We start from the raw sequence: 22367 nt of genomic DNA, 5'->3' as shown, positions 1-22367 counted from the left end.
ATCCCAGCCGCCACCAACCCAGCCCGCACCGCCCACGTCCACGGAGGCGTTCAGGCGGCGTAGTCGCGGAGATGGTGGTGGGCTCGGCGGCGCAGCTGGCGGAGGGCTTCTCGTTCGAGGACGCGGATCCGGTCCGGAGGGAGGCTGAGTTGGGTGGCGGTTTCCTCGATGGTGCTCGGGATATGGCCTCTCAGCCCATAGCGGTGATGGAGAACGGCTTGATGCAGATCGTCAAGGAACTCCAGGTGGTAGGCGATGTCCCGGCGCAGGCCGGCGTGCAGTACGACGGACTCGTCGTCGATCACGGGTTCGGAGTCGTCCAGATCGAGGGTCTCCGGATGGATCCGCCACGCCTGGGCGCGTTCCACCCGAGCCACCGACAGACCGGTCTCCGTTGCGAGCTCCCGAGTGGTGGGATCGCGGCCGAGCGTCTGCGTGAGCTCATGCCGGATCGATGCCAGCCGGCCGGAGTCGGTATACGCCTGGGCAGGCATCCGCACCAGCCGTGAGCGGTCGGAGATCGCCCGGCCGATCGCCTGGCGGATCCACCAGATCGCGTACGTCGAGAAGCGGTGGCCGAGGCGGTGGTCGAACCGCTCGACCGCCCGCATCAGCCCGATGTTCCCCTCCTGAATCAGGTCGAGCAGCGAGATGCCTTTCCCGGTGTACCGCCGGGCCAGCGACACGACCAGCCGCAGGTTGCACTCGATCATCCGCCGCCACGACTGCTTGCCGAGCGCGACCACCTGCTGCAGGTCGGCCAGATCGTGCCGGCCGTGCTCGCCGGCCAGCCGCTCCGCCGCGAGCAGCCCGGCCTCGATCCAGTACGAGAGCTCCTTCACCTCCTCCAGAGTCAGTAGTTCGTGGTTCCCGATGTCGCGCAGGTAGGCGACCAGTGCGGTCCGGTCAGCCGGCTCGCAGTCCAGTTCAGCCATCCGTTCCCCTCTCTCCTGCCAAGAGCTGCTGCCCAAGAGCTCCTGCCCAAGAGAGTGCCGCGATTTCGCCGCGCTGAACGGATCAACTTTCCGTCGGTGGATAACTACCGGGCGTCACAACCCCCGCCTGTGGATGACGGCAGCCTCCACCTGAGCAAGCGCCGTATGATGCCCGCCAAAGGGAGTTCAGGACCAGGCCGGGTACGACGCCGCCACCTCGGCGTACCGGTCGGACCAGTTGGGCAACTCGGCCCCGGCCAGCCGCGCGTCGAGCCGATCGAAGAAGGCGTGCGTCCCAGGGATGAAGCCGCGCGCGTTGGTGACGGACAGCCCGGTGTGGGTGAAGGTCAGCAGGGTCCCGTCGCCGTCCACGGACAGTTCGTACCGCACGACACTGTCCTCGACGATGCGCTGGTGCCACTCGTGTTCGAACACATGCGGCGGATCCCAGACGAGGATGCGCCCGGTGAGGCGCTTGGCGTCGGGCGCGGCCGGCGGCTCGTCCGGCATCATCTCGATGATGCCGCCGGTGCGCCCGTCGATCACGGTCTCGCCGAACCAAGCCTTGCGCTCGAGCGGGTCGGTGAACGCGGCCCACACAGCGTCGATCGGATATGGCAGATGACGCCGGAACGTCATCGTGGCGCGGTCGCCGTCGATGATCAGGTCGCCGTAGTGGTCCTGCGTGGTCATTCGGTGGGCTCCTTCTGGTTTCGGGCCAAGTGGTTCTCGAGGGCGTCGAGGTGCCGCGGCCAGTACCTGCGGTAGCGGCTGATCCAGTTCTCGATCTCGATCAGGCGATCGGCGCGCAGCGCATAGATCCGGCGCTGGCCGTCCGGCCGGACCTCGACCAGTCCGACCTCGCGGAGGATCCGCAGATGCCTGGAGACCGCGGGCTGGGTGAGCTTGTGCAGGTGCGCGACCAACTCACCGGCCGGCCGCTCGCGTTCGGACAGCAGGTCCAGCAGTTCTCGCCGGCTCGGCTCGGCGATCGCCTCGAAGACGTCCATGACCAGAAGTATTACAAGAAGCGTATATACACTTCAAGTGATATGTCTCCGACCGCGCAACTAACGGGCTGAAATGGTCCGTCCTGAGGTCTACCGTTGGCCGGGTGCGAGTGGCTACCTGGAACGTGAACTCGGTCAAGCAGCGGTTGCCCCGGTTACTGGGGTGGCTGGACGAACGGCAACCGGATGTGGTGTGCCTGCAGGAGACGAAACTGGCGAACGACGCGTTCACCTCGTTGCTCGGTGACGAGCTAGCCGGCCGCGGCTACGAGACGGCGCTGTACGGCGAGGTGCAGTGGAACGGCGTGGCCCTGCTCTCCAAGGTCGGCCTGGAGGATGTGGTGACCGGCGTCGCCGGTGCGCCAGGCTTCCCCGATCCCGAGGCCCGCGCGGTCGCGGCGACCTGTGGTGGCATCCGGATCCACTCGCTCTACGTGCCGAACGGGCGCACTCCGGACTCCGATCATTACCACTACAAGCTCGCCTGGCTGGCTGCTCTCCGCGACGTGGTCGCCGCCGGACCGGCCGACCAGATCGTCTGTGGTGACATGAACATCGCCCCGACCGACGCCGATGTCTTCGACCCAGCGGCGTACGTCGGGCAGACCCACGTGACGCCACCGGAGCGACAGGCGCTGACGGACCTGATGAGCGCCAAAGACCTGCACGATGTCGTCCGCGATCGCTGGCCGGACAACCGCGTCTTCAGCTATTGGGACTACCGCGCCGGCATGTTCCACCAGGACCTCGGCATGCGGATCGACCTGATGCTCGCGACCGATCCGGTCGCCGGCCGGGTGAAGGCAGCGTGGATCGATCGCAAGGCGCGCAAAGGCACCGGTCCGAGCGACCACGCGCCGGTGATCATCGACCTGGACGTCGCGCCCGATGGCGATATCGGCCCGGTCGTGCCACCGCCGTCTGCGCCGCGGACCGGCCGCAAGTCCACCACCAAGCTTCCCCAGAACCGCTGATGCGTCGCCTGGTCGCGGCCATCGCGCTGATGGCAGTCCTCGCCGCGTGCAGCGGGGAGAAGAAGCAACCACCGGCAGCGCCCGCGGTGGCCTGGTCGAAGGTCGACGTCGGCGCGGAGCCCGTCGCGCTCCGGGCGTACGGCGACCAGCTGCTGATCGGCCTGCGGAATCGCGGAGCCGAGGTCGTCCCGGGTCTCGTCCTCCTCGACCAGGGGAAACAGACCCCGATCGCGATCAAGCCGAACCCGGCGAGCCCGTACGCCTACGAAGCGGTCTGGTACTCGATCGCGTACGACGGGAAGCAACTCCTCGCACTGGGCGGCGCATCAGGTGGTGCGCATTCGAACACCCGCTGGACCGTCTGGACAGGCTCGGTCGCCGGTGGCCTGATCGAGCGCCCGCAGGTGTTCTGGACCTTCGGCGGGCAGGACGCGGGCGATCTGTTCTCGGCCGTCATCACCTCCTCCGGCGGCCGGGCCCTGCTCGGTTCCTGGGGCGGGGTCGAGACCGGCAACGACGCGACCGTCTGGCTGCCGCAGGGCGACGCCAAGTGGAACCGGCTGAGCTCGGCGAAGACCGCCCTGCAGAGTACGCCGTCCCTCCTCGTCGGGCCGGGCTTCGGGACGACGCTCGGCAAGAGCGTCGTGTTCGTCGGCTCCCAGGTGCGGCTCGCGCCGAACGTGGTCGCGCAGGAGGCCGCGGTCTGGCGATCGGCCGACCTGAACCAGGGCTGGACCAGGATCGTCCTGCCGGATCCCGGCAACCGCAGTCAGGCCAACACCGCGACCTGCAGCAAGGACTGCGTGATCTCCGGCTACGTGGACGGGAAGCTGGCGATCTGGCGGCTCGGCGCCGACGGTACGGCGCAACGGCTCCAGGGTGTGCCGTCGATCCCGGTCGGCGACAAGGACAAACTGCCGCCGCCGATCGTCGACGGCGACAAGATCGTCCAGATCGTTGCTCAGGACAACAAGGTGAAGGTGGTCACCGGGAGCGGCGGCAGCTGGACGGTCCAGGAGTCGAGCGGTCCGCAGGGCCTGGTGACCGACGCAGCGATCACCCAGGATCACAAGGTCTATCTCATCGCCGGTACGACGTTGTGGGAGACCACGCTCAGCTGAGCAGCCCCCGGACGTACGCCGCCTGACCGATGTGCTCGAGGTCGTCGCCGATCACGCTCACCAGCCGCACGCCCATCGTCACCGGCGGCGTCCAGTTCCGGTCGACGATCTTGTCGAGATCGTCGTCGGTGACGAGCCGCAGGAACTCCAGCGTCCGCGCGTGCACGGCGTCGTAATACCCGGCCAGGAGCTCGGCCGACAGTTGCACCTGGCCGACCTGCTCGGAGGTGTGCCCGTAGCCGGTGTCGGCGGGATCGAACGGCAGCCCGAGGCGCTCGTGCCACCCGTCGGCGGTCAGGACCTGCTCGTATCCACCGACGCCGGCGAGGTGGTCGTCCTGGATCCGGGTCAGGTGCCAGACCAGCCAGGCGATCGAGTTGGCCGTGTCGCCCGGCCGGGTCGCGAGAGTCTTCTCGTCCAGCCCGTCGACCACCGCGTGCACTTCCTCCTGGATCCGGCTGTACGCGTCGATCAGCAGTTCTCTTGTGTTCATGGACAGCCACCGTAGTCCCCACTCCCGACAGTTCTAAGGTGGGTCGCAGCAAGTCCGGACAAATGAGGAGCAACTGTGGAATACCGCACTCTGGGCGCCAGTGGAGCGATCGTCTCGACCTACGCGCTCGGCACCATGACGTTCGGCAACGAGACCGACGAGGCCGGCGCGCACGCGCAGCTGGACCGGTACGTGGCCGCCGGCGGCAACTTCATCGACACCGCGGACGTCTACACCGGCGGTGTCTCGGAGGAGATCGTCGGCAGCTGGCTGGCGAAGAGCAGCGCACGGGACGACGTGGTGGTCGCCACCAAGGGCCGGTTCCCGACCGGCGACACCCCGAACGACGTGGGCACCTCCCGCCGGCACCTGCGCCGCGCGCTCGACGCCTCCCTGAACCGGCTCGGCGTCGACCACATCGACCTGTACCAGTTGCACGCCTGGGACCCGGTCACTCCGCTCGACGAGACGCTCGGTTTCCTCGAGGACGCCGTACGCGCAGGCAAGATCGGGTACGGCGGTTTGTCCAACTTCACCGGGTGGCAGTTGCAGAAGGCCTGCGACCTGATCGACCGCCGGGGCTGGTCGCGACTCGTCACGCTGCAGCCGCAGTACAACCTGCTGGTGCGGGAGATCGAGTGGGAGATCGTCCCCGCCGCGCAGGAGAACGGGCTCGGCCTGCTGCCGTGGTCGCCGCTCGGCGGTGGCTGGCTGACCGGGAAGTACTCGTTCGACGAGGAGCCGACCGGCGCGACCCGCCTCGGCGAGAACCCGGACCGCGGTGTCGAGTCGTGGCGCCGGCGCAGCACCAACCAGCGCGTCCGCGACGTGGTCGACGCGGTTCGCGACATCGCGACCGCTCGTGGCAACTCGATGGCGCAGGTCGCCCTTGCCTGGCTGGTCGACCGGCCCGCCGTCACCTCGGTGATCCTCGGTGCCCGGACGATCGAGCAGCTCGACGACAACCTGGCCGCGGCCGACCTGCACCTGACCGCGGAGGAGACCGAGAAGCTCAACCAGGCCAGCGATCCGGGCGCGGCGGATTACCCGTACGGCGGTCCGGGCGTCGCGCAGCGGGGTCGTCCGATCACGGGTGGGCGCGCCTGAACGGCGATCGCTCCACAGCCTTGCGGAGAGCGGCGTACGACGCGACCAGCGCGCGCCGCTCTGCCGCGAGGAGCGGGTCGTCGCGGTCGCATCCTGCCCGGACCCACCGATCGGACAGGGCCATTGCCTCGACACGGTGCACAGCTGCGGGCCGGACCGCCTCCGGATCGGCGTCGTACGCGTAGGAATAGAGGTCGACCAGAGCGGCCTCCAGTTGGTCGGCGATGACCGATTCGTCGTGCTGCTGCGCGCGATGGACGCGCCACCACTCGACCTCCAGCCGCGCCGCCCGTGCCGGGTCGAGCGGCAACTCGCCGTCCTGGGCGATGAGTTCGTAGAAGCGGCGCATGTACGCGCAGGCCGCGTCCGGCTGGTTGTCGGGGTACGGTGCCCATAACTGGTTGGCGCGCAGTACGTACCACGCTCCGGCCAGGGTCCGGCGGGGTGACATACCGAACGCGGCGGCGACCATCCCGACGGAGGCGCTGAGGAAACTCCGCCACTCATGGCGGTAGTACGCGGCCCAGGCGTCGGTCTCGCGATTGCCGACAACCACTGGGTCGAAGGACCGTGGACCTGTCGCAGGCATGACCCCCTCCTCCACAGGAGACCCCGATGAACGATGGTAGTCCCGTGGCCGGCGTCGTCGCCCGGATGCAGCAGCGGCTGGACGAGCTGCCGGACGACCTGGCCCACCGCCGGATCTTCCTCAGCACCTACCTCCGTACTACCCGAGCCGTTGGTGACGCCATCGATCTGGCGAGCTTCGAGGACCCGGCCTGGGTCGAGGACTGGGACGTGAAGTTCGCCGAGCTCTACCTGGATGCGCACGATGCCGCCTTGACGCCAGGCGCTCGAGTGTCGCGCCCGTGGCGGCTGGCCTTCGACGCGCCGGCCGACATCCCTGCGTTGCGTCACGTCCTGCTCGGCATCAACGCGCACGTCAACTACGACCTCCCGCAGGCACTCCTCGCGGTGATCAGCGACGCCGACTTCACCGATCCGTACCTGACGGAGCGAAGACGCCGCGACCATGAACGGATCGACGGTGTATTGGCCCAACGCGTCAGCGCGGAGGACGACGAGCTCGGTGGTGCGCGGAGTCTGCTCGATCAGGTGCTGACACCGCTCAACCGGCTGTCCTCGCGGCGGTTCCTGCGTGAGTCCCGTCAGAAGGTCTGGCACAACACCGTCGAGCTGCAGCACGCACGCAAACAAGGACCAGACGCCTACGCGACCCGTCTGGCGGAGCTCGAACTGCTCAGCGCCGCCAAGATCGCCGACCTACTACGTCCCGGACAAGTCCTGCTGCGTCTGGCCGTCACCGGCTTCGGTGTGACGCTGCCGCCACCGGTCTAGCCCGGCAGTACTCCGGACCACACCACTCCGAGCGCCAGACATCCCAACGTCACCAGGCCGAACACGCCGACCCACATCAGCGCCGGTACGCCGGTCAGCCGTCGCAGCTGATCCGCATCGGAGCTACGGCCTTGCCCGTAGCGGCGGGAGCGCTGCAACTCGAGTACGGCGCGAGGCGCGGCCAGCAGCAGGAACCAGGTCAGCAGATAGGCGAAGGCGGACTGGACCGACGGTGAGCCCCACCATGAGATGCCGAAGACAAGGGCGCCGAAGACAACGACCGACCAGAGGCCGTAAAGGTTGCGGATCTGCAGCAGCAGAATCAGCAACGCGACCAGGAGTCCCCAGAGCATCGCAACGGCGTACCCGCGGCTCAGGACGAAGGCAGCGGCGAGGCCGAAGAGGGCCGGTCCGGGGTAGCCGGCCAGCAGTACGGCGATCATGCCCGGACCGGTCGGGTGGCCGCGTGACACGGTGACTCCAGAGGTGTCGGAGTGCAGTCTGATCCCGGACAGCTTCCGTCCGACCAGTGCGGCGATCAGTCCATGCGCACCCTCGTGCGCGATCGTCACGACCTGGCGGGTCGACCGCCACAGCGGCCGGAAGCCGATCAGCACCAGTGCGACGACACCGGTCCCGATCACCAGTCGCAGCGACGGATCCGGCTGCGCCGACGTGATGCTGTCCCAGAACTCAGTCACCCGCCCATCCTTGCAGCACAGTGGTCAACTCCCGGCCGGGCGGGACGTTGACATCGCCAGATGAGCGGACGACGGTTGAGAGATCGCGGCCCGGGGAGGGGCCGCCGCATTGGGGGCGACATGTCACAGCCACGCAGCATGAAGGCCACGGGCAAGAAGGCGGCGGCGAAGAAGACCGCCGCACGCAAGAGCAGCGCCCGGCAGGAGCCGGCGAAGACTGCGACGGGGGCGAAGCGGGCCGCCCGTGCCTCCGTCGCGAAGAGGACCCGGGCAGCTGCGAGCTCCAGCAGGACGCAACGCGCCGCGACCACAGTCGCCGCGCAGGCGGCCGCCGTACCGCTGCCGGACTTCCTCGGTTCGGCCGGCACGTTGACCCTCGCGCAGCGCACACAGCTGGTCGAGCAGGCGTTGCTGCTGCTGGAGCAGAACTACGTGCACCTGCCGCTGAAGGTCGCGATGCACGCGGTGAATCCGTTGCAGCGGTTGCGAGTGATGCGGGCGCGGATGGAACGGCAGACCGCGGCCACGATGGGACCGGAGTGGATCTTCCACCGGGAGATGTCGAGCATCTTCCACTCGGTCCGCGACCTGCACACCAACTACCTGTTGCCGGTCCCGTTCGCCGGCAAGATCGCGTATCTGCCGTTCATGATCGAGAAGTGCTACGACGCCGACGTCGAGCACTACCTGATCACCCGGACGGTGACCGGCTACTCGGCTCCGCAGTTCGGGCCGGGCGCCGAGGTGACGCACTGGAACGGTACGCCGATCGCCCGTGCGGTCGCGCTGAACGGCGCCCAGTTCGCCGGCAGCAACGACGCGGCCAACCTCGCCCGCGGTCTCGAATCCCTGACCCTGCGGCCGCTGGTGATCCAGTCGCCGCCGGACGAGGACTGGGTGACGCTGTCGTACGTCGGTCTGGACGGCTCGGCGCAGGAGTTGCGCGAGCAGTGGAAGGTCACCACCAACCTGCCGCCGATGACAGACCTGGACGCGATCAGCGAGACGTCGGCCTCGATGGGGCTGGACCTGGATTCCGACGAGAAGGCCCGGGCGAAGAAGGCGCTCTACGTCCGCGATGTGGTCGAGCTGGAAGGCGGTCAGAGTTCGGCCGAACTGCGGACACCGGCGGCCGTCACCGGCGCCGATCTGCCGACCACGATGCCGGGCGTCTTCCGCGCCCGCGAGGTGGTCACGTCGTCCGGAACGTTCGGGCACGTTCGGATCTTCACGTTCAGCGTGCAGGACCCGGTCGCGTTCCGGAACGAGTTCGTCCGGCTCGCCGCCGCGCTGCCGCAGAACGGCCTGATCGTGGACGTCCGCGACAACGGCGGCGGGCACATCTTCGCCAGCGAGTTCACCCTGCAGACGATGACGCCGCGGCGGATCGCGCCGGAGCCGGTGCAGTTCATCAGTACGCCGGTCAACCTCAGGATCTGCCGCCGGCACAAGGACAATCCGCTCGGCATCGATCTCGGTCCGTGGTTCGACTCGCTCGACCTGGCCACCGAGACGGGCGCCGCGTACTCGGCCGCGAAGCCGATCACGCCCGAGGACGGGGCGAACGACATCGGCCAGACGTACCACGGCCCGGTGGTGCTGGTCACCGACGCGCGGGTGTACTCGGCGACCGACATCTTCGCCGCCGGGTTCGCCGACCACGAGATCGGCCCGATCCTCGGCGTCGACGACAACACCGGTGCCGGCGGCGCGAACGTGTGGACCCACGGCCTGCTCGCCGCGTTGCTCAACGAACCACCCCCACCGGACGAGACCTCGCCGTACATCGCCCTGCCCAACGGTGCGAACCTGCGGGTCGCGATCCGCCGGACGTTGCGGGTGGGTGCGCTGTCCGGCACGCCGGTCGAGGACCTCGGGGTCAAACCGACGGTGGTGCACAAGATGACCGAGGCGGATCTGCTCGAAGGCAACGTCGACCTGCTGAACAAGGCCGGTTCGTTGCTCGCGGCGCTGCCGCACCGGCGTCTCGACGTGAAGACGACCTTCAGCGGTACGACGCTCACGGTCGCCCTGGAGGTGGACGAGCTGGACCGCGTCGACCTGTACCTCGACGATCGCCCGATCAGCTCCGAGGATCTGACCGGCCCGGAGCTCAGCATCGACATCCTGGAGGTCACCCACGGCCAGCTCCTGCGGGCCGACGGATACCAAGCCGGTGCTCTGGTCGCCTCCCGCCGGACGAAGGTCTGAACGCTGTAGTTTCAACGCATGCAGACGCTGCGCCTGACCGCCGAGGAAGAAGGAATGCTCGGCGGTCAGGACGGTGACGGCGTCGCGCTCGCGATGCGCGTGATCGTGAGCCTGGCCCGGATCGCGGACGCGCCGCGACTGGTCGAGATCACCTCCGCGCACGTCGACTCGTGCCTGCACCACGGCCAGGTCAGCCTGGACTTCGCCCATCGCCTGGTCGACCTCGGTGCGAAGGTCCGCGTCCCGACCACACTGAACGTCGGCTCGATGGACCTCATCCATCCGGAACTGGTTCGTGACCGCGACCTCGCGGCGTCCGGTCGAGAGCTCATGTCGGCGTACGTCGCCCTCGGGTGCACACCGACGTTCACCTGTGCGCCGTACCAGCTGCCGAACCGGCCCGGACTCGGCGAGCACGTCGCGTGGGCCGAGTCGAACGCGATCGTGTTCGCCAACTCCGTCCTCGGTGCCCGGACCGATCGGTACGGCGACTTCCTCGACATCTGCGCTGCGATCACCGGACGGGCGCCGTACTCCGGGCTGCAAACGACCGAGGCGCGGCGGGGGACCGTGACGTTCGACTGCCGTCCGTTGGGTGATCGGTTTCTGCGGTCCGAGCTCGCGTATCCGTTGCTCGGGCATCATGTCGGGTCGGTCGTCGGCGGCGAGATCCCTGTGCTGGTCGGGATTCCGGCGTCTGCGGGCGAGGATGAGCTGAAGGCGTTCGGTGCGGCCGCCGCGTCGGCCGGGGGAGTGGCTCTGTTCCATGCGGTCGGGGTGACTCCGGAGGCTCCGACTCTCGATGAGGCGCTCGAGCTGCCGGTGCGCGAGATCGATCTCGACATGATGCGGCAGACGCGGCGAATGTTGTCGACCTTCTCGTCGGGTGAACTCGATGCGGTCAGCGTCGGCACACCCCACGCGTCGTACGCCGAGTGCGCCCGGCTCGCTGAGTTGCTGACGGACGGGCCTCCGTTGAAGATCGCGTTCTATCTGTCGACCGGTCGTGCCACGCGGGCGCTGGCCGAGGAGAGCGGCGTACTGCGGACGCTCGAGGCTGCTGGAGTCACAGTCGTTGTGGACACCTGCACCTACGTGACGGCGATCCTGTCGCCGGCGTGGAAGAACGTGATGACGAACTCTGGCAAGTGGGCGCACTACGCGCCGGGCAACATCAACGTGTCCGCCGTCCTCGGTTCGCTGGAGGAATGCGTGGCGTCCGCCCGCGCCGGTCGCGTGATGCTGGAAGACGCATGATCACGGCTCGCACACTCAATCCCGGCATCGCGACAGGTGAGGTGATCCGACTGACAGCACCCCTGTCCTTCTGGGGCGGCACCGACGAGAACGGCCGCATCATCGACGCACACCATCCCCAGTGCGGCGTCGTACTGGCCGGCCGCGTCCTGGTGATGGAGTCGGGTCGCGGCTCGAGCTCCGCCTCCAGCGTCCTCGCCGAACAGATCCGCGCCCACACCGCACCGGCCGCCATCATCCTCGCCCGCCCCGACACGATCATCGCCCTCGGCGCCCTGATAGCCCACGAACTCTACGACCTCACCACCCCCGTAGTCGTCGTGGACGGACCGCTCCCCGCCAGTGGTCGCTTACGGGTGGACGCCGGCCCGGCCGGCGCCACGATCAGCCCGCTCATGCATGAGTACGGCGGTTGCGGTGAAGAGGAGTGCGCAGGCGGTGAGGGCTAGGGGGAGGGTGGTGAGGCGGGCGATGGTGGCGATGGCTAGGCCGCAGGTGATCTCGCCGAGGTATTCGAGTTGGGCGAGGAACGAGTGGGTGGTGGCGCGGATGTCGGCGGTGGTGCGGGCGTTGACCCAGACTGTGCCGATCACCTGGGTCAGCGGTTTGACGATGCCGGAGATCAGTACGACGGCGATCGCGCCGACGACCGGATCGCGGGCGAACGCGAGCAGGAGCGTGCCGAGTACGCCGGCTGCAGCCGCGAGGGCGTAGTCGTTGCGGGCGTGGGCGCCGTCGATGCGATGGCCGGCCAGGCGCAGGGTGAGCGCGCCGACGAGCAGCCCGGCAACGCCGAGGCCGGTGAACCAGATGGTCGGGTCCGGGTCGCTGGGTAGGCCGAGATCGATCAGCTGGACCTGGAACAGCCGTCCGACCGACCACGCGCCGTTCACGAGGAAGGTCGCCGCGAAGATCAGGCGGATCGCGCGACTGCGCCGTACGAGAGTGACGCCGCGCCGGAAGATGGTCCAGGACGCCGACCAGCGGGCGGTCCGCACCGGCACGAAGTGGTGCTCGGTGAACCTCAGCGCAACGTAGAGCGCCAGCGAGAGCATCGCAGCGCCGGCGATGACGACGGTCAGATCGCGGCGAGTCGCCCAGGCGAGCAGACCGAGCACGATCAGACCGGTTGCGGCCCCGGTCAGCTGTGCCCGGGCGGCGTGGGCGAGTACGGCGGTGATCCGGTCCGGCTGGTCGAGCTCGTCGGTGATCCAGGCGACGTCGGATCCACTCGCGAACGTCCACGAGATGCCCCAGAGCACTTGCGTCGCGAGGAGCGCGGGGAACGAGTCGACGAGCCCGGTGGTGACCATCGCCGTACCCATCAGGACCTGCGAGATCACCAGTGACCACTTGCGGCTGATGGTGTCGGCGACCACGCCGGCCGGCACCTCGCAGACCAGCGCGAACCCACTCTGCGCCGCGCCGATCAGCACGAGCTGGGCCGGGGAGAGGCCGGCGTCCACGACCAGGTAGACGCTCGTGACCAGCCACCACCCGTTGTGCAGCACGGCCCGCAGCCAGGTCCAGCGGAGGAAGACCGTCACCATGCCCGCAGCGTCTCCCGCCCGATCGCGCGGGTCTAACGGATTTCTCCCACGGATGTGAGTTGGTTCATATCCTTCGCAACTATAAGCAAGTTGCGATAATTTGGAACGGTGGCGAAGCACGGCCGATGCGGCCGGGATCACAGTCGAAAACGAATGACCGTTCTTGATTTTCGGGCGGCCATCGACGCAGGGTGGAATCTCAGAGAACGAGCGTTCGGTTTGAGGTGGGGGTCGATGTGGCGCAACTGACTCTGGAACGGGTGGAGCACCGATCGGTGCCGGTCGCGGTGAAGCCGCACGGGATCTGGCGGATCGTGCGGGAGGTCGCACTGCTGGCCGTGCTGTTCGGGGTGTACAACCTCGGGCGGTTCCTGTCGGCGGACCACACGGGGTCGGCGTTCCGGCACGCCGACGACTTGATCCGGTGGGAGGCGTGGCTCGGCCTGCCGAGTGAGGCCGCGGTGCAGCAGCACGCCTTGCGGATCGACGGCCTGGCCGACGTGGCCAACGCGTTCTACGCGAGCGTGCACTTCCCGCTGACCGCGGTGGTTCTGTTGTGGCTGATGATCCGGCGGCCGGCCGAGTACGGGAAGGCGCGCTGGGCGCTGGCGTCGCTGACCGGGCTGGCGTTGATCGGCCACATGTTCTTCCCACTCGCGCCGCCGCGGATGATGCCGGGCTGGGTGGACACCGGCGTACTGCTCGGGCAGTCCGTCTACGGACCGAGCACGGATTCCGGGGTGGCGAACCAGTTCGCGGCGATGCCGAGTCTGCATGTCGGATGGTCGTTGATGGTCGCCGTCTTCCTGATCCGGGCGACGCGGTCACGCTGGCGCTGGTTGTGGACCGCGCATCCGGTGCTCACGTTCACGGTCGTCGTCGTGACCGCCAACCATTACTGGCTCGACGGGTTGATCGCGACCGCGTTGGCCGTGCCGCTGCTGCTGATCTTCGACAGCCGGCGGGTGCGCATCCCCGCCGATGTCGGTGAGCTTGCTCAGCGTTTGAGCGACGAGCCCGCGGTGGCGAGCTCCTCGTCGGCCCGGACCAGGTAGGGCTCGCGGTCGAGGACGAGCCGGGCCGCTGCTGCGCGGAGGTCGAACCACAGGCCGATCAGCTCGAGCCGTCCTTCGTCCTCGGCCTTGCGCACGCAGGCGAAGCTGCGCAGGTTCGCGAGCTGTACGCCGACGTTCGCGACGGACAGCTTGTCCGCCGGGGATAGCTTCACCCCGGTGGCCGGGTCGACGATGTCCGGCAGCCCGACCGCGCGTCGTAGCGACGGTTCGAGGTGGCGCAGCCAGTTCTGCAGGCCGGTGCCGGCTGGGGCGGTCGCCTCCAGCGCGGCCGCGGCGGCACCGCAGTGCGAATGACCACAGACCACAATCGATCTCACCCCGAGTACGTCGACGGCGTACTCGATCGCGGCGTCGACCGAGCTGCTGTTCGATCCCTTGGGGGGAACGAGATTGCCGACGTTCCGGACGCAGAACTGGTCGCCGGGGCCGGTGGCGGTGATCAGGTTCGGCACGATCCGCGAGTCCGCGCAGGTGATGAACAGCTGTGCCGGGCGCTGGCCGTCGGCCGCGAGCTTCGCCAGCATCGGCCGGATCGGGTCGGCCGACGCCTCGAACTCACGGATGCCGTCCAGCATCGAGACCCGTTGGTCCGGCTCGGGGATGACCTGGGGCTGCCAGGGCAACAACCTTCGCGCCGGGTCCGAACGCATCGCGGCCCGGAACGCCACCCGGTTCAGCTCGACCGAACCACCGCGCGCGATGTGTCCGCGCCGCCAGTCCTCGATCGCCTCGTACGCCGCATGGTCGAGATGGTGGACGTCGAGATCGACCCGAACCCGCGCACCTTCCGGGATCGACCGGAGCGTGCGGACCAAGGACGCAACGCCGAGGAACACCAGCGTGCCGCGGATCCGGATTGTCCACAGCCCGTCCTCCTCGATCGTGGTGACAGTGGCCCGCGCCAGCCGATAGAGCACTCGCACGATCGCCAGCGCCAGGCCGATGAGCACGCCGTCGGCCAGTCCGAGTACGGCGACGGCCGCGGCGGTCACGACGTACACGAGGAGTTCGTCGTGTTTGCGCAAGGTGCGGATGTGAGCGAGCTGGACCAGCCGCAAGCCGGTGACGAGCAAGACACCGGCCAGGGCGGCCATCGGGATCAGCTCGAGCATCGCGCCGGCCGCCAGCACGAACGCCGCGATCCAGACACCGTGCAGGATCGCGGAGGCGCGGCTACGTGCGCCGGCTGCGACGTTGGTGGAACTGCGTACGATCACGCCTGTCACTGGCATGCCGCCGAGTGCACCGGACACCGCGTTCGCGGCGCCTTGACCGATCAACTCGCGGTCGAGGTTGCTGCGCGTGCCGCGATGAAGCTTGTCCACGGCAACTGCCGAGAGCAGCGACTCGACACTGGCGACGAGGGCAACGGTCAGCACCGCCGTGATGATCTCGATCGGAGTGCCGTCGGGCACCGCGGGCAGCACCAACTCTTTCAGTGGCTGCTCCGGCAGGTCGACGCGGGTGACGTCGGTCAGGAACGCCGCGGCCAACGCGGTGACCGCGACGACGGCCACCAATGGCGCCGGAATCACCTCGACCTTGGGCAGTCTGGGCCAGGTGAGCAGGATGGCGACGGTCAGTACGCCGACCAGCACCGAATGGGGGTGATGGGCAACGAGTTGGGCGGGAAGCGCCGCCAGGTTGGCGATCAGGGAACTCTGCGCCTTCCCGCCGAGTACGACGTGCAACTGCTGGACGGCGATCGTGACGCCGATGCCGGCGAGCATGCCGTGTACGACAGCGGGGGACAGGGAGAGCGCGAGCCGCCCGACCCGGGTGACGCCCAGCAGGATCTGCAGCAGTCCGGCGGCGCAGGTGATCCCGGCGGTCGCGGCCCAGCCGAACTGGCCGACCAGGCCCGCGACGACGACGGTCAGACCCGCGGCCGGACCGCTGACCTGCAACGGTGATCCGCCGAGCGCCCCTGCGACCACGCCACCGACGACAGCCGCGACCAGGCCGGCGATGAGCGGGGCGCCGGATGCGGCGGCGATCCCGAGCGAGAGCGGTATCGCGATGAGGAAGACCACCAGCGAGGCCGGTAGGTCATGGTGAAGGACTGACCTCCAGGTCGTGCGCTCAGGCACAGGACCGGAAGCCGGCGGGGGATGGGGAGTTGACATGGTCGGCACGGGTCCTCCGGCGTCGGTGCTCTGGGCAACTTGCTCTGGGCATCAGGCGTCGAAACAAAGAGTGTCGATCTGGTGACCCATAGTACTGGCCTGTTCAAGCCCGGAACAGGGACGAATGCGAGTTCGTTGCCGACGGCCCCGACGTGCGGAAAGGTGACGATTGCTCAGGGCATCGATGTCTCCGGGAACAGCACCCGGCGCGCGTGGTCGGTGTCGAGGTACTCGCGGACGGCGACGATCGCTCCGTCCCGGACAGTGAAGACCGCGCCGCATCGGTTGGCGTACGCCTCGCCTGATCTGGCCGTCGCCTGCGCGGTCCATTCGGCGAAGACCTGGTCGCCGTCGGCGAGGGCGTTCGTCAGCCTGATGGTCACCGGCGCTCCGGGCTCGAACAACTTGCCCGCCACCGCGCCGAGGAACTCGTCGACCACCGTCTCGCGACCCTTCCACTCACCGGACAGCGGCAGGTCGCCCGGGTAGGTCCACACCACGTCGGGCGCGAAGCTCGCGCGGATGGTGGCCAGGTCGCCGGCGGCAACAGCCTCGACGTACCTCGTCACGACGGCCTTCGGGTCGTTCATCGGTGTCTCCTCGGTGAAAAGTGTCAGTACGGCGTTACCGCGGATCCGGCGGTCGCGCAGGTCGTCGAGGATGTCGCCGGTCCTGGACCAGTCCTCGATGCGGCCGAGCTCGGGGTGCAGCCGTCCGGCCGCGACCAGCCGGACGAGCGTGGCCAGGTCCGCGCCGTCGTCGCCGTCGGTGTAGTGGAAGTGCTCGATCGTCCCGTTCTCGGGTCCGTCGAACATGGTGAAGAAGTCAAGGCTGGCCGGCCGCCGACTGGCTTGTCCGAACCAGATCAGCCGTCCGCCTGCGCGCACCTTCGACAGAGCGACCGGCAGGCTGTCACCTCCGATGGACTCGAGGACGAGATCGAACGGTCCGTCCGCGGCCGAAGCCTCGGGCACGATCGTCTCGGCGCCGAGTTCGAGCAATCGCGCACCGCGAACCGGCGAGGAGACGACAGCCGTGATCGATGCGCCGGCCGCCGCGGCGAGCTCGGTGAAGTAGTGGCCGACACCGCCGGAGGCGCCGGTCAGCAGGATCCGCCGTCCGATCACGGCACCCGCCGTACGCAGAAGACGGAGCGCCGTCAGCCCGGCGAGCGGAAGTGCCGCCGCCTGTTCGAGCGACACCGCGTCCGGCAGTACGGCGAGCTGCGTGAGCGGCGCGGTCACACGCTCAGCCCAGCCGGAGTGTGGCACGTGCGCCACCACTCGGGTGCCGACAGGCGGACCAGCGGGAATCGTCCGGATCACCCGGCCTGCGACGTCCTTGCCGGGGCGCCAGCCGTCTCGCGGGTTCTCCAGCTGGAAGGTCTCACCGCGGTTCAGGGAGTACGCCGCGACCTCGATCAGGACCTCGCCGGGACCGGGCTCGACCTCGTCGACCTCGGCCACCACGACCTTGCCGGGTCCGACAGGTAGTACAGCTCTCATCTGCGTTGCCTCTCGTGCTTAGACTCGACCTCGACGCTACGAACCGTTCGTGGCGGGCGGAAGACAGCACTTATTACTGCTCTAGGCACCTCATGGATACCGACCAGGTCAGAGGCAAGTGGGACGCCACGAAAGGCGCCTGCCCAACACGTCAGGTGCTGGGCCGGATCGGCGACACCTGGACGGTGCTGGTGATCAGCACGCTGGAGAAGCACGGCACACTGCGGTCCGGGCAACTCAAGCTGCTGATCGAGAGCGTCACGCAGAAGATGCTCACCCAGACCCTGCGCCACCTGGAGCGCGACGGCATCGTCCAGCGGACGGTCGTCGCCACGGTGCCGGTGACCGTGACCTATACGCTGACTCCGCTCGGGCTGAGCCTGGCCGCGGCCGTCGCGACGATGCGGACCTGGGCCTACGACCACATGGACGAGATCGCCGCCGCCCGCGACGAGTACGACGCCGAAAGCTAGGGAGTCACGTGGATCTGCAATTGTCCGGCAAGACCGCGGTGGTCACCGGTGCCAGCAAGGGAATCGGGCTCGCGTGTGCCGAGGCACTCGCGTGGGAGGGCGTCACGGTGACCGGGATCTCCCGTGATCCCGCCAACCTGGCGAAGGCCCAGGCGGAGCTCGCCGCCAAGGGCCTGACGTACGCCGTGGAAGCGGTCGACCTCACCGATCCGGACGCGACCGACGCTGTGTTCGAGCGGATCGGCGTACCCGACATCCTGATCAACTGCGCGGGAGCGGCCCGCCGTACTCCGGTTGACGAGCTGGACAGCAAGGCGCTGCACGCCGCGATGGAGGCGAAGTACTTCACGTACATGCACGCGACCGACGCGGTCATCCGCGGTATGGCCGAGCGTGGCAGCGGTGCCATCGTGAACGTGGTCGGCCAGGGTGGCCGGCAGGCGAACCCGCTGCACATCGGTGGCGGCGCGGCCAACGCGGCCTTGATGCTTGCCTCGGTCGGCTACGCCAAGGCGTACGCCGGTCAGGGTGTTCGGGTCAACGTGATCAACCCGGGCACGACCCGCACCGGCCGCGTCGACGAGGGCCTGGAGGCGGCGGTCCGGGCGAGCGGCCGGTCGAAGGAGGAGTTGCTCGGCGAGATGGTCGCCGACACCCCGCTCGGCCGGATCGGCGAACCCGAGGAGGTGGCTCGGGTCGCGGTCTTCCTCGCGTCGCCCGCCGCCAGCTACGTCACCGGCGCGATCATCCCGATGGACGGCGGCGTCACGTCCGCCATCTGATCTCGCCGTCGTGACGGTGAGTTCCGGGTCAGTCCGAGAAGTGGGTGACCGGGCGGTCCAGCGGTACGCCGTCCAGCGTCACGTCGACGCGTTCGTTGAAGAACGCGATGAGGCCGGCGACCGGCAGCAGCGGCGCGGTGGGGAAGTCGTAGGACCAGGCCAGGTCGCGGCCGTCGACCGACCAGTACCCCGTGGTGCGGCCCTTGTACGGGCACGCGGTCCGGGTTTCGCTGGCGGTGAGGTGCCCGAAGTTCACCTCGGTCCGCGGGAAGTAGTAGCGCGGCGGCAGACCGGTCTCGAACACGATCACCGTCGATCGCGACTCGGCCAGCACCTTGCCGTCGTACTCGACCTTCACCTGGCGGCCGGAGCGGATCGCGTCGCACCGGGCGTACGGGTTGCGCGGGTGGACGAAGACCTCCTCGTCCTCCTCGAACCAGCTGTCCAGCGCATCCCATTGGAACCGGACCCGGTCCTTCGCGATCCCGTCGTCGTACACCCACGCCTTGCCCGACCCAGCTGTGTGCACCCGCGCGACCCCGTGCTCGAACTCCTTCGTCTCACCGGTGTCGGTCAGTACGCCGTCCGCCACGTCGGCGACCGGGATGTAGTACTGCGGGTACGGCGGGAACTCCCACAGGTAGATCCCGTCCTGGGTGTCGAGTACGACGCGCCCGTCGAGCGTCGCGCGGATCCGCCGCGGGACCGGGACAGTCTGACCGGGTGGGACCAGGGGAGCCGGGTAGTCGTTCATGCCTCCAGTAAAGGTCGCGGGGCCGACCTGAGGGAAGGCCGGCCCCGCGGTGGGGTGGGTCAGACAGTGATCCAGTCGATGTCGGCGATGTAGCCGCTCGGGTTGCTGACCTTGATGGAGTTGGCTCCGGCGGTCAGCTTCATCGGGAGGTAGGTCACCTGCGGCGTACCCCAGTCGTTGTCGCCGAGGCCGTGGTAGTTGACCCAGTAGGAGTCGGCGTCGTTGACGGTGAGCATGCTCTGCCGGCTGGTGTCGCCGTCGGTGTACGCGATCTTCACCAGATAGGTACCGGTGGTCGGGACGGTGATGTTGTTCAGCGTCACTGTGGCGTCGTACCCGATGTTGCCGATCTTCGAGCCGCCGGAGCACAGGTTGCAGCCGGAGATACCTGCGTTCCCGGTCAGCGTGCTGGTCGATGCCTCGGCCTCGTACCGGACTGGCCCACCCGACTTCGAGGTGAACATGGTGACCGGCGCGCTCGCATCCGACGTACGGCCGCCGGACACGCCCTTCACAATGAAGGCGTACTGCGTCTGCGGCAGCAGCCCGGTCACCACAGCGCTCGTGGTCGAGCTGGTCGCCACCTGCTTGCCGTTGGCGTACACCTTGTACGACGATGCGCCGGTGCTCGGCCGCCAGTTCAGGCTGACCGTCGTACGGCTCACGTCGGTCGCGGTGAGGTCGGCCGGCTTGCTCGGCGCGTCATTCTTCTCCGGCGTGATCTTGTACAGCTTCGAGCCGTGCGCAGGCAGTCCCGCGCTGACCTGGCCGGAGACGTTCCGGGTGTTCTGGTTCGCCCAGATGTCGCGGACGGTCGCCTCGCCGGTCAGACCGAGCTGGTCGAAGTTCCCGGTCACCGTGGCCGGGCTGTCGGCCAGGTTGAAGAGGGCGACGGTGACGCTGCCGTCCGCGTTCTTGGCGTACCAGGTCTGCTGCAACTGGTCCTGGTTCAGCGGCCGGGCCGGGTTGCCGGACTGGTTGATCGCGATGACCTCGCGGTTCGTCAGCAGCTTCAGGCCGTACGCGTCCAGCTTGGTCATGTCGTCACCGACGAACAGCGGTGCGGCGTTGATCGCCCAGAACGTCATGTAGCTCTGCCGCTCGGCGTCGCTGAGGCCGTCCATCTCTCCGACGCCGACGTTGATCGCGTCCAGGTTGTTCCAGTGACCTGGTCCGGCGTCGTCGATCCACTGCGGCAGATCCCACCAGCGGGCCTTCACCGAGCTGTCCCAGCGGACGATCGTGTCGCAGTAGCACTCCACGTCGGTGTCGATCCGCCAGCCGTTCGAGTTCTGCTTCCAGACATCGGCGTACCGGTGGCTGAGCGACCACGACAGCGTGTACATCATCGGGCGCCCGGCGTTCTGGACCGCACGCCACCAGGCCTCGATGTCCTCGGTGTTGTTGTGGTTCGGGTCGTCCGGCGCGCCCTTCCACGAGCCCGGGCCGACGCCGTCCATCTTGATGAAGTCGACGCCCCAGTCCGCAAAGAGCTTCGCGATCGAGTCGGCGTACTTCTGCGCGCACGGGCTCGCGTAGTTGATCTTGTACGCCTGGTCCCAGCCGTTCGTGGTGCGCAGGTCCGGGTACACGATGTCGCGGGTGAAGCAGCCGGGTGCGTTGTAGATCGGCGTGTTGCCGTCGCGGTAGACGTCGAAGCCGAGGCCGACCACGGTGTAGATGCCGAACTTCAGTCCGAGTTTGTGGATGTCGTCGCCGACCGCCTTCATGCCCCGCGGGAACCGCTGCGCGTTCGCCACCGGCCGGCCGTACTCGTCACCGCCGAGCTGCCAGCCCGCGTCGATGTTGATGTACTCGTAGCCGTACGGCTTGAGCTTGGTCGCCAGTGCGTGAGCCTGGGTGAGGATGTTCTTCTCACTGATGAAGCTGCCGGGACCGTCCGGGTTCACGCCCGGGTAGTTGGTGGACTGCAGGCTCCAACTGCTCCAGCCCATGTAGGGCTTGGCCGCGACCTGCGGGTACTTCGCCGGGACCGGCTCCTTGGCCTGGACGGCGGTCGGGACAGCAGAGCCCTTGACTGCATCGGCCGGGGCGGTCGCGGCGGCCGTCGACACCAGGGCGACGGTGGCGAGCACGGCAGCGGCGGTACGACGTCTGAGATTCAGCACGGTGGTCCTCCGGATGACCGGGGAGAGAGCGGACGCGGCCGAGCCTAGGGTTGGTTAATTTACATCGTCAAGTATTCATCGCCGATGACTGTGCGTGGTCTCCGGCGAGGCGTTGCTCGAGGTGTTCACGGGCGGCCGGCCATTCGCTGCCGGTGATCGAGAACATCGCCGAATCGCGGAGGCGGCCGTCCTCGCCCGGAGCCCAGGACGGCGACCAGTTCGCAGTACGCCCTCGAAATGTGCGCCGACGGATTCGATCGCCGCCCGGCTCCGCGCGTTGCGAGCGTCCGTCTTCAGGTCGACGCGGGCGACGTTCCAGACCTCGAAGGCATGCCGGAACAGCAGGTACTTCGCCTCCGTGTTGATCCCGGTGCCTTGGGCTGAACCCGCCAGCCAGGTGAAGCCGACCTCGATGGCCCGCAGTCGTTCACCGTCCGGCCACAGCCGAGGATCCCAGAACGACGTGGCTCCGACGACGCGGCCGGTGTCGACGGCGATCTGCGCGTACGGCGCCAGCTTGCCGGTGGCCGCCCGCTCGAGTTGCGCATCGATGTAGCCGGCCGCTTCTGTTGCCGTGGGCACCCAAGTGAACGCGTACGACGCCCGGTCCTGGTCGCCCGCGGCGCCAAGATCCTCCGCATGCCGAGGGGAGAGCGGCTCCAGCCGGACGCGCTCGCCCTCGAGCACCGGGCCTTCCAGTACGAATCCCACTACACCCCTCCTGGCCGGGACGAGGTGTCATCGTCGCAGTCGGCCGGTGGCGTGGAGCTGGATTTACCACGATCCGGGACAGGGCCGGGAGGC

Annotated in this window: 22 protein-coding genes; 10 read left to right on the top strand and 12 right to left on the bottom strand. The window is 68.4% G+C overall.

Annotated features, from left to right (window positions below; translation table 11 throughout):
• Positions 1–50: 50 nt before the first annotated feature.
• From ACIBG5_RS41130 to ACIBG5_RS41120, 3 genes are all read right to left on the bottom strand, one after another.
• A complete protein-coding gene (locus tag ACIBG5_RS41130; RefSeq protein WP_396397503.1) occupies positions 51–935 on the bottom strand; it encodes an RNA polymerase sigma factor RpoD/SigA in 885 nt (294 codons plus the stop codon).
• 186 nt (positions 936–1121) lie between these two features.
• On the bottom strand, positions 1122–1628 hold the full coding sequence (locus ACIBG5_RS41125) for an SRPBCC family protein (RefSeq protein ID WP_396397502.1): 507 nt from the start codon (positions 1626–1628) through the stop codon (positions 1122–1124).
• A complete protein-coding gene (locus ACIBG5_RS41120; RefSeq protein WP_393383043.1) occupies positions 1625–1945 on the bottom strand; it encodes an ArsR/SmtB family transcription factor in 321 nt (106 codons plus the stop codon). Before ACIBG5_RS41120 ends, ACIBG5_RS41125 begins: the two co-directional genes overlap by 4 nt.
• A 110-nt stretch (positions 1946–2055) precedes the next feature.
• Here ACIBG5_RS41120 and ACIBG5_RS41115 point away from each other — a divergent pair, with 110 nt between their 5' ends.
• Both ACIBG5_RS41115 and ACIBG5_RS41110 read left to right on the top strand, forming a co-directional pair.
• Complete coding sequence (locus ACIBG5_RS41115) at positions 2056–2919, top strand: exodeoxyribonuclease III (protein WP_396397540.1); 864 nt, start codon at positions 2056–2058, stop codon at positions 2917–2919.
• A complete protein-coding gene (locus ACIBG5_RS41110) occupies positions 2919–4040 on the top strand; it encodes a hypothetical protein (protein WP_396397501.1) in 1122 nt (373 codons plus the stop codon). Before ACIBG5_RS41115 ends, ACIBG5_RS41110 begins: the two co-directional genes overlap by 1 nt.
• Here the strand turns inward: ACIBG5_RS41110 and ACIBG5_RS41105 are convergent.
• A complete protein-coding gene (locus ACIBG5_RS41105) occupies positions 4033–4533 on the bottom strand; it encodes a DinB family protein (RefSeq protein WP_396397500.1) in 501 nt (166 codons plus the stop codon). The two genes, ACIBG5_RS41110 and ACIBG5_RS41105, sit on opposite strands and share 8 nt — an antisense overlap.
• Before the next feature lie 75 nt (positions 4534–4608).
• Here ACIBG5_RS41105 and ACIBG5_RS41100 point away from each other — a divergent pair, with 75 nt between their 5' ends.
• Positions 4609–5640, top strand: coding sequence for an aldo/keto reductase (locus tag ACIBG5_RS41100; protein ID WP_396397499.1), 1032 nt, complete (start codon positions 4609–4611; stop codon positions 5638–5640).
• Here ACIBG5_RS41100 and ACIBG5_RS41095 read toward each other — a convergent pair.
• Positions 5621–6229 (bottom strand): hypothetical protein, encoded by a 609-nt coding sequence (locus ACIBG5_RS41095; RefSeq protein ID WP_396397497.1) that lies wholly within the window; start codon positions 6227–6229, stop codon positions 5621–5623. The genes ACIBG5_RS41100 and ACIBG5_RS41095 overlap by 20 nt on opposite strands.
• A 26-nt stretch (positions 6230–6255) precedes the next feature.
• Between ACIBG5_RS41095 and ACIBG5_RS41090 the strand changes: the two genes are divergently transcribed.
• Positions 6256–6999, top strand: a complete 744-nt coding sequence (locus ACIBG5_RS41090) for a DUF5995 family protein (RefSeq protein WP_396397495.1) — start codon at positions 6256–6258, stop codon at positions 6997–6999.
• On the opposite strand, the gene ACIBG5_RS41085 is transcribed toward ACIBG5_RS41090, so the two are convergent.
• Positions 6996–7700 (bottom strand): M50 family metallopeptidase, encoded by a 705-nt coding sequence (locus tag ACIBG5_RS41085; RefSeq protein WP_396397493.1) that lies wholly within the window; start codon positions 7698–7700, stop codon positions 6996–6998. The two genes, ACIBG5_RS41090 and ACIBG5_RS41085, sit on opposite strands and share 4 nt — an antisense overlap.
• Before the next feature lie 138 nt (positions 7701–7838).
• On the opposite strand from ACIBG5_RS41085, the gene ACIBG5_RS41080 reads away from it, so the two are divergent.
• The 3 genes from ACIBG5_RS41080 to ACIBG5_RS41070 are packed head-to-tail and all read left to right on the top strand — an operon-like array spanning position 7839 to position 11617.
• Positions 7839–9911 carry a S41 family peptidase gene (locus tag ACIBG5_RS41080; RefSeq protein WP_396397492.1) on the top strand — a complete coding sequence of 691 codons (2073 nt, stop codon included), beginning with the start codon at positions 7839–7841 and terminating at the stop codon, positions 9909–9911.
• Between the two features lie 18 nt (positions 9912–9929).
• On the top strand, positions 9930–11168 hold the full coding sequence (locus ACIBG5_RS41075) for an aconitase X (protein WP_396397491.1): 1239 nt from the start codon (positions 9930–9932) through the stop codon (positions 11166–11168).
• A complete protein-coding gene (locus ACIBG5_RS41070; RefSeq protein ID WP_396397490.1) occupies positions 11165–11617 on the top strand; it encodes an aconitase X swivel domain-containing protein in 453 nt (150 codons plus the stop codon). Before ACIBG5_RS41075 ends, ACIBG5_RS41070 begins: the two co-directional genes overlap by 4 nt.
• Here the strand turns inward: ACIBG5_RS41070 and ACIBG5_RS41065 are convergent.
• Positions 11519–12718: an MFS transporter gene (locus tag ACIBG5_RS41065; RefSeq protein WP_396397489.1), complete on the bottom strand. Its 1200-nt coding sequence runs from the start codon at positions 12716–12718 to the stop codon at positions 11519–11521. The genes ACIBG5_RS41070 and ACIBG5_RS41065 overlap by 99 nt on opposite strands.
• 236 nt (positions 12719–12954) lie before the next feature.
• Between ACIBG5_RS41065 and ACIBG5_RS41060 the strand changes: the two genes are divergently transcribed.
• Positions 12955–13773 (top strand): phosphatase PAP2 family protein, encoded by an 819-nt coding sequence (locus ACIBG5_RS41060; protein WP_396397488.1) that lies wholly within the window; start codon positions 12955–12957, stop codon positions 13771–13773.
• Here the strand turns inward: ACIBG5_RS41060 and ACIBG5_RS41055 are convergent.
• On the bottom strand, positions 13716–15920 hold the full coding sequence (locus ACIBG5_RS41055; RefSeq protein ID WP_396397486.1) for a bifunctional SulP family inorganic anion transporter/carbonic anhydrase: 2205 nt from the start codon (positions 15918–15920) through the stop codon (positions 13716–13718). The two genes, ACIBG5_RS41060 and ACIBG5_RS41055, sit on opposite strands and share 58 nt — an antisense overlap.
• Positions 15921–16093: 173 nt before the next feature.
• Positions 16094–17425, bottom strand: a complete 1332-nt coding sequence (locus tag ACIBG5_RS41050; RefSeq protein WP_396397485.1) for a nuclear transport factor 2 family protein — start codon at positions 17423–17425, stop codon at positions 16094–16096.
• Positions 17426–17517: 92 nt separating this feature from the next.
• Here ACIBG5_RS41050 and ACIBG5_RS41045 point away from each other — a divergent pair, with 92 nt between their 5' ends.
• Together ACIBG5_RS41045 and ACIBG5_RS41040 are read left to right on the top strand one after the other, a co-directional pair.
• Positions 17518–17898: a winged helix-turn-helix transcriptional regulator gene (locus ACIBG5_RS41045; RefSeq protein WP_396397483.1), complete on the top strand. Its 381-nt coding sequence runs from the start codon at positions 17518–17520 to the stop codon at positions 17896–17898.
• Positions 17899–17906: 8 nt separating this feature from the next.
• The gene (locus ACIBG5_RS41040) at positions 17907–18680 is read left to right on the top strand and encodes an SDR family NAD(P)-dependent oxidoreductase (RefSeq protein ID WP_396397482.1); all 774 of its coding nucleotides are present in this window, start codon (positions 17907–17909) and stop codon (positions 18678–18680) included.
• 28 nt (positions 18681–18708) lie between these two features.
• Here ACIBG5_RS41040 and ACIBG5_RS41035 read toward each other — a convergent pair whose 3' ends face one another.
• The 3 genes from ACIBG5_RS41035 to ACIBG5_RS41025 form a co-directional block, all read right to left on the bottom strand.
• Entirely contained in the window at positions 18709–19434 is a 726-nt protein-coding gene (locus ACIBG5_RS41035; RefSeq protein WP_396397480.1) for a DUF427 domain-containing protein, read from the bottom strand.
• Between the two features lie 59 nt (positions 19435–19493).
• Positions 19494–21563, bottom strand: a complete 2070-nt coding sequence (locus ACIBG5_RS41030) for a fibronectin type III domain-containing protein (protein ID WP_396397478.1) — start codon at positions 21561–21563, stop codon at positions 19494–19496.
• Positions 21564–21638: 75 nt separating this feature from the next.
• On the bottom strand, positions 21639–22274 hold the full coding sequence (locus ACIBG5_RS41025) for a GNAT family N-acetyltransferase (RefSeq protein ID WP_396397476.1): 636 nt from the start codon (positions 22272–22274) through the stop codon (positions 21639–21641).
• Positions 22275–22367 lie beyond the last annotated feature (93 nt).

The organism is Kribbella sp. NPDC050241 (genome assembly GCF_044459685.1).
Classification (GTDB): domain Bacteria; phylum Actinomycetota; class Actinomycetes; order Propionibacteriales; family Kribbellaceae; genus Kribbella.
The sequence above is the reverse complement of the archived record's forward strand: the minus strand, read 5'-3'. Positions and strand labels throughout refer to the sequence as shown.

Coding starts and splice junctions, on each gene's coding strand:
- ACIBG5_RS41130 (WP_396397503.1), bottom strand. CDS start 935: ATGGCTGAACTGGACTGCGAGCCGGCTGACCGGACCGCACTGGTCGCC.
- ACIBG5_RS41125 (WP_396397502.1), bottom strand. CDS start 1,628: ATGACCACGCAGGACCACTACGGCGACCTGATCATCGACGGCGACCGC.
- ACIBG5_RS41120 (WP_393383043.1), bottom strand. CDS start 1,945: ATGGACGTCTTCGAGGCGATCGCCGAGCCGAGCCGGCGAGAACTGCTG.
- ACIBG5_RS41110 (WP_396397501.1), top strand. CDS start 2,919: ATGCGTCGCCTGGTCGCGGCCATCGCGCTGATGGCAGTCCTCGCCGCG.
- ACIBG5_RS41105 (WP_396397500.1), bottom strand. CDS start 4,533: ATGAACACAAGAGAACTGCTGATCGACGCGTACAGCCGGATCCAGGAG.
- ACIBG5_RS41095 (WP_396397497.1), bottom strand. CDS start 6,229: ATGCCTGCGACAGGTCCACGGTCCTTCGACCCAGTGGTTGTCGGCAAT.
- ACIBG5_RS41090 (WP_396397495.1), top strand. CDS start 6,256: ATGAACGATGGTAGTCCCGTGGCCGGCGTCGTCGCCCGGATGCAGCAG.
- ACIBG5_RS41080 (WP_396397492.1), top strand. CDS start 7,839: ATGAAGGCCACGGGCAAGAAGGCGGCGGCGAAGAAGACCGCCGCACGC.
- ACIBG5_RS41075 (WP_396397491.1), top strand. CDS start 9,930: ATGCAGACGCTGCGCCTGACCGCCGAGGAAGAAGGAATGCTCGGCGGT.
- ACIBG5_RS41070 (WP_396397490.1), top strand. CDS start 11,165: ATGATCACGGCTCGCACACTCAATCCCGGCATCGCGACAGGTGAGGTG.
- ACIBG5_RS41065 (WP_396397489.1), bottom strand. CDS start 12,718: ATGGTGACGGTCTTCCTCCGCTGGACCTGGCTGCGGGCCGTGCTGCAC.
- ACIBG5_RS41055 (WP_396397486.1), bottom strand. CDS start 15,920: ATGTCAACTCCCCATCCCCCGCCGGCTTCCGGTCCTGTGCCTGAGCGC.
- ACIBG5_RS41050 (WP_396397485.1), bottom strand. CDS start 17,425: ATGAGAGCTGTACTACCTGTCGGACCCGGCAAGGTCGTGGTGGCCGAG.
- ACIBG5_RS41045 (WP_396397483.1), top strand. CDS start 17,518: ATGGATACCGACCAGGTCAGAGGCAAGTGGGACGCCACGAAAGGCGCC.
- ACIBG5_RS41035 (WP_396397480.1), bottom strand. CDS start 19,434: ATGAACGACTACCCGGCTCCCCTGGTCCCACCCGGTCAGACTGTCCCG.